Here is an 11,541-nt window from a genome sequence, read left to right as displayed (position 1 = left end):
CTGTCATCAAGGTGTTGTGGCTTTGGGAGTAACTGCTGTAGAATGTGGTTCCGCCGAGGAATCGGCGCATACGTGGTGAAGCTCAACGGATTGAGCACCTCGCTGTCTTAGTAGTTCTAGGCGTAGCACCCGAAAACTACGGCGAGGAGGTTGTGGGTTCAAGTCCCACCGCCACGTCCATGAAACTTTTTGCATCTGGAGCACCAATGAGCCGCTTTGCCGCCCCCATCGCCGAGCAGATCTGGGACATGAAATACCGCTTTAAACAGGCGGATGGCACACCCATAGATCAAACGGTCGAAGACAGCTGGCGGCGCATCGCCCGCGACCTCGCGCGGGTGGAAAAAGATCAGGACCATTGGGAAGAGAAATTCTATGCCGCGCTGGAGGATTTCAAATATCTGCCCGCAGGGCGCATCACAGCGGGGGCAGGCACCGCGCGGCAGGTGACCCTGTTCAACTGCTTTGTCATGGGCACCGTACCCGACAGCATGGGCGGTATCTTTGACATGCTGAAAGAGGCCGCGCTGACCATGCAACAGGGCGGCGGGATTGGCTATGACTTCTCAACCATCCGCCCGCGTGGTGCGGATGTAAAAGGCGTTGCGGCGGATGCGTCTGGGCCTTTGTCCTTCATGGATGTGTGGGATGCCATGTGCCGGACGATCATGTCCGCCGGTTCGCGCCGCGGGGCGATGATGGCCACCATGCGCTGCGATCACCCGGATATCGAACAGTTCATCACCGCCAAGTCCGACCCCGCCCGCCTGCGTATGTTCAACATGTCCGTGCTGGTGACCGATCCCTTTATGGAGGCGGTCAAGGCCGATGGCCCGTGGGAGCTGGTCTTCGGCGGCAAGGTCTATCACACGGTTCAGGCCCGCGACCTGTGGAACAAGATCATGCAGGCGACCTATGATTACGCCGAGCCCGGTGTGATCTTCATCGACCGGATCAACGCGGCCAACAACCTGAGCTATGTTGAGACCATCGCGGCGACCAACCCCTGTGGGGAGCAGCCCCTGCCGCCCTATGGGGCCTGCCTTTTGGGATCGATCAACCTTGCCCGGTTGGTGGCGGAACCGTTTGAAGATGCCGCCCATCTGGACGAGACCGCGCTGCAAGAGCTGGTCGCCACAGCCGTACGCATGATGGACAATGTGGTGGATGCGTCGAAATTCCCGCTGCCCGAACAAGAGGCCGAGGCGCAAGCCAAGCGCCGCATCGGTTTGGGCGTGACTGGACTGGCGGATGCTCTGCTGATGCTGGGCCTGCGCTATGGCTCCGACGAGGCGGCGCGTCAGACCGAGCGCTGGTTGCACGCGATCGCCCGCGCCGCGTACCTGGCGTCGGTCGATTTGGCAAAGGAAAAGGGCGCGTTCCCCCTGTTCGATGCCGAGAAATACTTGGCTAGCGGCACGATGCAGCAGATGGACGAGGACGTGCGTGATGCAATCCGCGAACATGGTATCCGCAACGCCCTGCTGACCTCAATTGCGCCGACCGGGACGATTTCCTTGTACGCGGGCAACGTGTCTTCGGGGATCGAGCCGGTCTTTGCTTATGCCTACACGCGCAAAGTTCTGCAAAAGGATGGCTCGCGCACCGAGGAAGAGGTCGTGGACTATGCCGTGCAGATGTGGCGTGACAAGTTCGGCGACAAGGACCTGCCCAACTACTTCGTCAACGCGCAAACGCTGTCCCCGTCCGATCACGTCAAGATGCAGGCGGCAGCGCAGAAATGGATCGACAGTTCGATCTCCAAAACGATCAACTGCCCGGAAGACATCAGCTTTGACGCGTTCAAGGATGTGTACATGCAGGCCTGGGATCAGGGTTGCAAAGGCTGTACCACCTATCGCCCCAATGACGTGACCGGATCCGTCCTGACCGTGTCGGAAAGCGCAGATACCGCACCGGGCGAAAGCGCGGCGGCCCCGCATGAGGTGGATGGAGGCGAGGTCGTCTACATGTCTGAACCTCTGGACCGCCCGCAATCGCTGGAAGGATCGACCTACAAGCTGAAATGGCCCGACAGCGAGCATGCGATCTACCTGACCATCAATGACATTGTCATTGGTGGCCGCCGTCGCCCGTTCGAGGTGTTCATCAACTCGAAGAACATGGAGCACTATGCCTGGACGCTGGCGTTGACCCGCATGATCTCGGCCGTGTTCCGGCGGGGCGGGGACGTGTCCTTTGTCGTTGAAGAACTGAAGGCCGTTTTCGACCCGCGCGGCGGGGCGTGGGTGTCCGGCAAGTACATCCCCTCGATCCTGGCGGCGATCGGCGGGGTGATCGAACAGCACATGATCAATATCGGCTTTTTGGAAGGCGAGGGCACAGGGCTGAAATCCGACCCGCAGGCTCAGGTCGTCAATATGGACGCGCCCCGCGGCAAAGCCTGCCCGTCTTGCGGGCAGTTTGAAATGGTCATGGTCGAAGGCTGCATGACCTGCCGCAGCTGCGGCCATTCGAAATGTGGGTGAAACGGGCGCCGCTAGTTCTGGACGTTTGACAGCCGATCAAGACAATAGCTGAGCCGGGCGCTTTTGGGCAGGGCGCAATAGCCGGACGATTTAAGGGGGGTTGCCGGTGCGGTACCCCCTCCGATCAGGATGAGAAGATAGTCATCCAAAGGCGGCAATAGCTTGTCTGAATCTGCGGCGACTTCGGTCAGAGAGATCGTTCCGAACGCCTGAAAAAGCGGGAGACTGATGCTGCCGTCAACACCTTTGGGGTGCTCGTGCAGGTACTGCCATGCAGCCCAGACAGGATCGCTGTAGAAATCGCTGTAGTACGTTCTGTCCAGCCTCCCGAACTGTATCTGCAGACCTTCCTGATCGATAGATCCGCTGCGTGTCTCGCCGTAAATTTGCTGCATTGTACTGTAGACCGTCGGCCAATTGGGAGCTTCGACAGTTGCGCTGAGCGACATAATCGCTCTGTTTTTACCCATTACGATGAAATCCGTCCGCGGATCGTAAGCGGCGCGCATTTCCTGCCGAATAACTCGGAACATTTCCGAGCCTTGATTGGCCCCCACGTAATCCAACAAGACGTTAGCGCCAACCTGACTGATCTCATCCGTGAATTCTTGCGCCTTGACGAGCAAGATCAGCATTTCGCTGGAGTCAGGATCGGGGAAATGAATGGTCCCTTTCGGCAGGGCAAATTCCTGTTCCCCTTCACCCGACAATAGTTTGGCCCATTTCGAGAAGGGCAGTTTCCATTCTGCCTTTGGAAGCTTTTGGATCAGCCTTGTCATGCGACGTTCCACTTCGGGATTTTCTGAGCGCAGAATGGCCTGAGAGGGGCGCCCAAATCGGACGTCTTCGCCGTTTTTTGCTTCGCCGTGCGGGTGCTCAAGATACACCGAGATTTCGCCGAGAACATGGTCTGGCCGTCTTGTTATGATTGAATCGATTGGGCTGACATATTGAAGTTGCCGCGCGTACCAGCCGCTGCTGTACGCGGGTTCCAGCAGGATATTCTCAAGGTGCACAAGGGTTTCGGGAAAAACCTCGTTTGGGGCCGAGACCGTCAGCAGAAGATGACGTTTATCGGAATCGACATGTTGCCTGACCCCTTTCAAGTCCAGAAATGTGCCAATTTGAAAGGAGGAGCGGCTGGACGTCCCCCCTGTTGCGATGCTCGCAAGGCTCGCCCTCAGCGCCGAGACACGTTCCAGTGTTGGCTCGTCGATATCCCACACCAGGGTCAATGCCGACATACCATTGTGAAGTGGATTAAGAGTGGCGGTGCGTGTCTCGCCCGTCGCCGCGATCAGTTCTGCCGCGGCCTGCTGTGTGTGTAAAAGGCTGGTAAGGGCAAAGGCAAACGCGACGAAATGGGTTTTGATCGTTGTCATTCTAGTTCACTTTTTCAGCCAGAACGACGGAAATGGCCGAGGGTTGCATAACCTTTTCCGCGAAATCGATGACTTCCTGATCCGTCGTCATGCTTAGTATTTCGGAAAATTTCGAAGGGGTGATCGGTGGAAAGCCGTCAGCCGCCAGGTTTTTGAGAAAAGACATGAACGCCACCGGACGGCGCATGGCGTTTTGGGCATAGACGATATCTTGTTGGCGGGCCTGGCGTATCTCTTTCCTGGTGATTGGCTCATCCAGCAAGGTCGCCATGGCATTGTTAAAGCTTTCATGCGCTTCGGCCAGGGTGAAACCCGGCATCAGCTGCATATCCACTGTCAGTTCAAGATCGGCATTTTTCGCAAAGAACCAATCTGCGTCGATGTTCAGAAACCGTTCGTCTTCATGGTAGAGCGCCTTGGCAAGACGGTCGCCAATAATGGTGGACGTTATGAAAAACGCCCCCTGCATATCAAAGCTGGAGGGGTGGTCCTGAAAGTCCACGAATTTCGCAATTTGAATCGTGTCGTGCAGCAATCGATCCGATTCCAGCCTTTCAACAAACTGAAGTTGCGGATCGGGCTTATGATCCAGCCACGGCTTTGGTGGCACGACCGAAGGTTCGGTATCGCCAAATATCCGCTCGATAAGTTCGGCGGCGGTCTCGGGTTCTATCTTGCCCGAAACAATCAGGGTCACGTTGGAGGGCGCGTAATGCTCTTTGTGGAACTGATAGGCCGCCTCAAGGCTCAGCTTGGGTAGGTCATCAATGGTGTTGTTGGCACGTCCACGAGGGGTTCCGTAGAGGTTCTGCAAGGCGATCCGTCTGAGCCACCGAAACGGAGACTGCCTTTCCCGCAGCAGTGTTTCGCGCTGAACGATCTCAATTTCACTTTTTGCAAAACCTTTTGGCAATTCGGGGGTGTCCAGAACAGCACGGGACAACCTAAGCAGCTTTTCTGTTTCATCAGGCATGCCAGAGTTTATGTAGACTGTTGCGACATTGTATGTGGTGGCAAAGATATCGCGTTCTCGGGGCCGTCTCAGTACCGCAGAATCCGCAGAGAATGCGGCCAGATGCTCGGTCAGGTGGGCTGTACCGGAAGGCTTGGGGTCATCGTAGGAACCGGACAGAACGATCAGTTGAACGTCCACGCGGTCGAAGGCATCGGTGGGCACGACATAAGCGGCGTAAAGGCCGCCCTTTTCCGGCAGTGAGATGACGCGCTGAGCGTGGGCCGTGCCAGCTAAGGTTAGAAAAACAAGAAAGAATACGAAAACAGCGGCGCGCATCATGAGCCTTGGCAATATGTCATAAGAATTTGTCAACCTGCGCCCATCTATCCTTTGAATCTGCAAATGGATTGCGCACCGCATGACGACAGTTGTGGGGCCAATCCAGGCAGGAAAAGCATGTTGCTTTCGGGCAGATTGTGCAAGTTAGAAAAAAACTGCCAAGAGTTGTGTTGCCCTGTGTGACACACTCCAAACCCTTCGAAAACTGGACTTACAGTGTATTCCGGCCTAGGCTGAAGGTCGATTTCATTTCATTTTCGCTTTTTCGAGAGACGCAGTGTGTCTTGTTTGAATGTAGCCATAACGGGTTTTGTTCTGGGGCTGGTTTTGAGTTTTTCGACTGGTCGGAACGCCCTTGCTGATGCCAATTCGGAAACGGATGAAAGCTCAGAAAGCGTCGTTTTCGTTCCCCCGGACATAGGTGTTCCCCAAGATCGTATGGGTGCAGGGACCAGAGGGGGATCTGCGACCGAGAACGCCGAAAACCTCAAGCTCTTGGTTCCGCAAGGTGGCGGGCTTACCACCTTGCCCTGGCCGCCTTTGGTCTGGCGTTTGCAACAGGGTCACCGAGGTGACCTGATTGTCGGTTTGAAACCCATTGATTCAACCGGTGTGGAACTGATGCTCACCGGGCCGTTCCCGCCAGGAGACTTTGGACTGAACCTAGAGCGCGTGGGTTACCAACTGGAACCTGATCGGGTTTACGAATGGTCTGTCGCGCTGCTTGATCAAAACTCTAACGCAGTTATTGCCCATTCAAAAAGCCTGATTGAGCGTGTTCCAGACCGGTTGAAAAACGACAACCCGGCTGCCGCCGGAATATGGTTCGATGCGTTGTCAAACGTGGTTGAGATAAGCCTGAGCGGTCGGGTGAATGCGCTAAACCCCGGGCACCTGGATTTGCTACTTTCGACCGCTGGTGTTGATCGTTGACGGTGAACTCTTCGTGGAAGCTGACATCGTCTTTGATGCCCTTGTGGCGACGTTGGGCCGTCGTAGGGATCATTACGATCCTTTTGGGTGGTCTGTTGGTCGGTTTGCGCAGCAAGGGCAAGTTAGAGCCGTTGGAGCTGTTGCAATATGACTGGACCACCTCGGTCTTGGCAAAAGGCCAGAGTGTTCCCGATGTTGTCCTTATCTCAATCTCGGACAACGAACTTGGCAAATGGGGCTGGCCGGTTGCAGACATGCAGATCGCCCAATTGGTTAAGACAGTCCTAGATGACGGCGCTGCGGCTGTCGGCATAGATATCTACCGCGACCGTCCTGCCGGAGAAGGGCGCGAGGATCTGATCGAAATTCTGAAATCCCCTCGGGTCTTTGTGGTGTCGAAACTGCCAAGCGGCAAAGATGCCGGGATCACCGCACCAGAGGGCGCGCAAGCCGGGTTTTCGGACATTCCCATAGACCCGGACGGGGTGGCGCGGCGCGCACTGCTATTGGTCAACACGGCGGACGGGATCGCGTTGTCTCTGCCGCTTAGAATGGCGTCGGCTTTTTCAAACAGACAGGCGTTGCAGACTAGCGCGTCGAACCCTCGTAACCTGTCCTTCGGGGACACCGACGTGGGCCCCTTGGAGCCCGGGACAAACCTGTTCCGAAACGTTGATACGGCGGGGTATCAAATCGTCATCGACTATCAGAACGCTTTGCCCGTAGTGCAACATATTCCAGCAATGGACGTGCTGGCAAAAGGTGCCGCAGGGCAATTTGAAAACAAGGCTGTGATCATTGGCGTCACCAGCCACTCGGTCAAAGACTATTTTTTGACACCGCTGAATCGGTCAACCGGGGCCGATTTTGCATTCGGGGCCGAATTGCATGCAGCCATCGTTCAACAACTGATCGATTACGCAAGGGGCGCGCGTCCGGTCTTGCGCTCGCTGAACGATCAGGCCAGTGCAGTATTGGTTTTCATGTCAGTCTTTCTGGCCGCTAGCCTTGCAGTGTTTATGCGCAAGACACTCTATGCGATGGGATGTGCCGTGTTGGGGGGCACGGTCTTGTTCCTTGGCCTGTCGTTGTTCCAGAAGAATGCGCTTTTGATGCCGGTTTCCGCTTCCTTTTTGGGTTGGGCTTTTGGATTTCTGGCCGGGTTCACTGTCATCGCAGTGGTGTCTCGCAACCAGCGAAGGGTCATCGCACAGGTGTTTTCCTCACACCTGTCGGACGCGCTTTCGCAGGAAATCTGGCAGCAGCGTAAAAAGCTGTTATCTGGTGGTAAGCCGAGATCGCAGCGCCTGTTTGTCACCGCGCTGCTGGCGGATATCGAAGGGTCCACCCGCATCGGAAACGCGATGAATGCCGGTGACTTCATGGCTTGGGTGTCGCGCCTGTTAGACCGCTTGGGCGAAGTGGCCCGCGATCATGGCGGTTTTGTCGAGAAATTCACGGGGGACGGGATATTGGTGATCTTTGGCGCTCCGGTGCCGAGTGAAACCGATGCAGAGCATCGCGCCAACGCTTTGGCCGCGCTGCGCTGCGCGCATGCCTTGCGCGCGGCAACACTCGCACTGAACACGGGCGATGGCCAGCCGCCGCCTTACCGACTGCGCGTCGCACTGAACAGCGGTGAGGCGATCGGCGGCACACTGGGCGTCAGCGGGTCGCTGCATTACAATGTGATCGGCGACACCATCAATGTTGCCGCACGTCTGGAAAACCGGATCAAGACACTGTCCCCAGACGCCGAAGGGTTTCGCCCGGTTTGCATGACACAGGCGACCGCCGATCTGATTGATGCGCAACGGGATTGGCCGGTCCTCAGCAGCTTTCGCCATGACGACGGCGAGACAGAGATTTTGGTTATCGAGGCCAAAGCCCCCAAATCCTCACTGAAAAACGCAATGGCTAAATAGTCACCGCCGGGTGACCTTCACATCCACGAACCAATTCTTGTCAAACCTGCCGGCAGTGAAGGTCAGGGACTTTCCCTTTTTGAAACTGGCAGGCAGGGTGTGATTGATCGAAAACGGCTTGACCGATGAGCTTTTAAACAAAAAGTTGGTGCGTCCTGAAACACGCAAAGCCCCTGTATCCGACAGAGACGACTTATAGTTCTTGGATCGTGATGACCCGCCCAACGCGTATTCTCTGGCGTTGATCAGGCGAAAGCCGTTGGCAGACTTGCGGTATTGCAATTGCAGGACAAGCTTGGTGCTTGATCCCGCATCACTGCCCTTGGGATCCGGGCGTCGCCTTATGTCGACGATGTAGTCCCCGTAGAAAGGGTTCGCGCTGCTGGTGCCCGAATTGGGCAGAGCAGCGAGCGTTGTGTCTTTCTTCTGGGCTTCGCTGCGCGTCACCGGTTCGGGTCCGGCTGCGTTCTTCAGCACGGTAAAGCTCTGAGCCGTCAGGTATCCAGTGCGGTCCGTGCCACTTTGGGCCTGAAACCGTCTCAGCGCGTCGCGTGAGCGGGTTCCGAAAATGCCGTCAACAGGCCCGGCGGAATAACCTAACGCATTCAGACCGCGCTGGATGTTGCGGTAGTCAGTTCGGCCAAGGTTCAATGCGGTTTCGGCGCTTTGGGCGGTATTGCTCTCGTCTTTTGCCAAAGCCGCCTGATCTTCGGCAGAATCTGAAGGCTCAGAAGCCGACTGCGCCGCGGGTTGCGTGGCTGCCGGGTCCGGTTGCCTGTCGAGGTTGCGTGCCATTTCCGCCGCGTCCCGCCCCGCCTGCGTTTCAGGATAAAGCTGGGCGATCATCTCGAGCGCGCCTTTCCTTACCGCATCGTCATCCAGACCTGTCGCTTCGTTCAAAATTCGCCGGGCGGATTGCTCCCTCTCATCCGTCGGGGGGGCTGTGTTTTGATTTGTCGCGGCCGAGGGAATCTCAACGGCCGCTGGGACAAGGAAAATATCATGCCCGGGTAAAGAGCCGTAAGTGAACGGTTCCTGATACCCTTCTGTTTGGTCAAAGACTGAATCCCGGACTTTCCGAAATAGTTTCCCAAGCTCCAGACCCGGAACCTCGATGTGTTCCAGAATGGCTTGCGCATACGGGCTGTTGCGGCCGTCCCCATCAAGCGCCAGAGTGCTGCCACGTGCGGAATAGCCGACAAGTACGCCACCCGGATCGATACGACCCAACCCCTGACCAATGGATCGGGTTGCCGTGGTACGAACCATATCCGAGACAAAGGGGTTGTTCCGGCAGGCATCGACAAGGACCAGTTTTAGCCCCTTGGATGACGATACCGCATTCAGCATCGTTTCCAGCCGGATGGCTTCAAACTCCACGTCTTTATCGCTTTTCAACTCAGCATTCGTCGGGATGAGGTAATTGGTGTTGTCAATCTCGATCCCGTGCCCTGCGAAATAGACCAGCACCACCTCAGCATCGGTGGTTTTTTCAGAAAAATCCCGTAGCGAAAGCCGCATTTCGCGATAGTCCAGATTGTATTTCTCTGTAACTTCGAACCCGATCCGGCCGAGCGCATCTGCGATGTCCCGCGCGTCGTTGACCGGGTTCGGTATGTTCGAGACATGCTCATATTCCGCATTGCCAATGACCAGGGCGATGCGCTTTGCATCAGAGGCAATCGCTGTCATCAGCAAGAACGCAATCGCAAGAATCAGGCTTTGGCGAAGCCGACCCCGGCAACAGGCTGAATGATTTTGACGCGTAATCATGGCAAATATCTGAGCTAATTCTTCCGATACTATACCAGATTTACTGTTTTGCGGCGATGTGTTCGACGCCAAGGTGTCCCAATACATGATTCTCAGGGGCTTAGGGCGCCGATTGCGTCAGCTTGGACCGGCTTTGATGTGAAAAAGTCTTAATGTGATTTCTTATTGGCTGAATTGGCTTGCCGCCTTTGACTATTAGCTGAATCTCTTTGGCAACAATTTCGTGAACGTCGCTGAAAGGTCTCTTTTACGCCTTATTCTTCGTTGATAAGGAATGCTCAGTGAGCATGTGTGTGTTGATAGTGCAGGCGGGTACAATGAGAACCGGACAAAGCGGTCGAGCAGCAATTTTCTGGAACCAGACGGAAATAGACGGGCTGGAGGCAGCGCCTTTGTCCTTTCTTGAGATTGGGGCTGCGTGGTCATGGCGCGGACAGGCGCGTTACCTGGTCGAAACATCCGGACAAGCACCCGAATGGACCGGCGATGATCGCGGCAACAGCGCGGCAACACTGGATCATTGCGCTCGGGTTGAGGACCTCTCGGCAGAGGCAAAGGGTCTGTTGAGCCTGACCAATGGTGCGCAGACGTTTACCGCAGCTTTGTATCCTGTTTTGGGTCAGGCTGTTCCCATGCTGATTTTCGAAGGAGACTGCCCCGAGCGGGATCAGGACTTCTGGATCAGTGATATCCGAGAGAGCAGTGTTCACGCCGGTGGTTTGTCCTCGGCGGCTGGCACAGTAGTTGCGTTTCCGACCCGGCAGGCAGAGGGCGCAAGCGGCTCAGAACAGAAAGTTGCGGCGACAAGTAGGTTCGCTGCCGAATAGTCTGCGCCTGAATTGGCGTATTCTTCCCTAAATTTAGCAGTGGCACGGTATGGTCTGTTGACTCTGCCGATCCCATGGATATAAGCGCGGCTTCATTGGTGTTGGTGGCCCCCGTAAGGGGATGCCTGTCATGGGGGAAACCTCAAGAGGACAACGCCCTTTATAACCCGGCATGATGCTGGTCTGAACTGTAACCATACGGTCCGAGCGGAGACGCTATTGCGGCCCGAAAAGTGGGAACCGGTTTTCGGATCAAGCTGAAATGCCACAATAAAGGAGATCAGCCGTGACCAAACGCACGTCTGCCAAGTACAAAATCGACCGCCGGATGGGCGAAAACATCTGGGGTCGTCCGAAATCCCCGGTCAACCGTCGTGAATACGGCCCCGGCCAGCATGGCCAGCGCCGCAAGGGTAAACTGTCGGACTTTGGTCTGCAGTTGCGCGCCAAGCAGAAGCTGAAAGGCTACTATGGCGACCTGACCGAGAAGCAGTTCCGCCGCATCTACGCCGAAGCCGAGCGTGTCAAAGGCGATACCGGTGAAAACCTGATCGGTCTGCTGGAGCGCCGCCTGGACGCTGTTGTGTACCGCGCTAAGTTCGTACCGACCGTTTTTGCCGCACGTCAGTTCGTGAACCACGGCCATGTCAAAGTGAACGGCAAGCGGGTCAACATCCCGTCCTACCGTGTCAAAGAAGGTGACGTGATCGAAGTGCGTGACAAATCCAAGCAGCTGGCTGTTGTTCTGGAAGCTGTTGCGCTGGCCGAGCGTGATGTGCCTGACTACATCGACGCCGACCATTCGAAAATGACCGCGACTTTCGTTCGCGCACCGGGTCTGAGCGATGTGCCTTACCCTGTCATGATGGAACCGAACCTGGTCGTCGAATTCTACGCGAAGAACTGATCTTCGCTGAC

8 protein-coding genes and 1 tRNA gene are annotated in these 11,541 nt (G+C 56.2%); 6 read left to right on the top strand and 3 right to left on the bottom strand.

The genetic code is table 11. The annotated features are described in order from the left end of the window. Window positions 1–71: 71 nt before the first annotated feature. Both ACRZ94_RS04795 and ACRZ94_RS04790 read left to right on the top strand, forming a co-directional pair. Window positions 72–180: transfer RNA gene (locus ACRZ94_RS04795), tRNA-OTHER, on the top strand. 26 nt (window positions 181–206) lie between these two features. Then, on the top strand, window positions 207–2,489 hold the full coding sequence (locus tag ACRZ94_RS04790) for an adenosylcobalamin-dependent ribonucleoside-diphosphate reductase (RefSeq protein ID WP_480796784.1): 2,283 nt from the start codon (window positions 207–209) through the stop codon (window positions 2,487–2,489). Window positions 2,490–2,500: 11 nt separating this feature from the next. Here ACRZ94_RS04790 and ACRZ94_RS04785 read toward each other — a convergent pair whose 3' ends face one another. Together ACRZ94_RS04785 and ACRZ94_RS04780 are read right to left on the bottom strand one after the other, a co-directional pair. Beyond that, window positions 2,501–3,871 (bottom strand): hypothetical protein, encoded by a 1,371-nt coding sequence (locus ACRZ94_RS04785; RefSeq protein WP_480796783.1) that lies wholly within the window; start codon window positions 3,869–3,871, stop codon window positions 2,501–2,503. 1 nt (window position 3,872) lies between these two features. Further along, window positions 3,873–5,165 (bottom strand): M16 family metallopeptidase, encoded by a 1,293-nt coding sequence (locus tag ACRZ94_RS04780; RefSeq protein WP_480796782.1) that lies wholly within the window; start codon window positions 5,163–5,165, stop codon window positions 3,873–3,875. A 279-nt stretch (window positions 5,166–5,444) separates the two neighbouring features. On the opposite strand from ACRZ94_RS04780, the gene ACRZ94_RS04775 reads away from it, so the two are divergent. Next, window positions 5,445–6,098 (top strand): DUF928 domain-containing protein, encoded by a 654-nt coding sequence (locus tag ACRZ94_RS04775; RefSeq protein ID WP_480796781.1) that lies wholly within the window; start codon window positions 5,445–5,447, stop codon window positions 6,096–6,098. A 2-nt stretch (window positions 6,099–6,100) separates the two neighbouring features. Next, window positions 6,101–8,023: a CHASE2 domain-containing protein gene (locus tag ACRZ94_RS04770; RefSeq protein ID WP_480796920.1), complete on the top strand. Its 1,923-nt coding sequence runs from the start codon at window positions 6,101–6,103 to the stop codon at window positions 8,021–8,023. Here the strand turns inward: ACRZ94_RS04770 and ACRZ94_RS04765 are convergent, their stop codons facing one another. After that, window positions 8,024–9,715: a caspase family protein gene (locus tag ACRZ94_RS04765; protein WP_480650081.1), complete on the bottom strand. Its 1,692-nt coding sequence runs from the start codon at window positions 9,713–9,715 to the stop codon at window positions 8,024–8,026. Between the two features lie 398 nt (window positions 9,716–10,113). Here ACRZ94_RS04765 and ACRZ94_RS04760 point away from each other — a divergent pair, with 398 nt between their 5' ends. Together ACRZ94_RS04760 and rpsD are read left to right on the top strand one after the other, a co-directional pair. Then, window positions 10,114–10,623, top strand: coding sequence for a hypothetical protein (locus ACRZ94_RS04760; protein WP_480796780.1), 510 nt, complete (start codon window positions 10,114–10,116; stop codon window positions 10,621–10,623). A gap of 286 nt (window positions 10,624–10,909) precedes the next feature. Continuing rightward, window positions 10,910–11,530 carry a 30S ribosomal protein S4 gene (gene rpsD, locus ACRZ94_RS04755; protein WP_170374584.1) on the top strand — a complete coding sequence of 207 codons (621 nt, stop codon included), beginning with the start codon at window positions 10,910–10,912 and terminating at the stop codon, window positions 11,528–11,530. Window positions 11,531–11,541: the final 11 nt, after the last annotated feature.

This window comes from Ruegeria sp. CH10 (assembly GCF_056537125.1).
The sequence above is the reverse complement of the archived record's forward strand: the minus strand, read 5'-3'. Positions and strand labels throughout refer to the sequence as shown.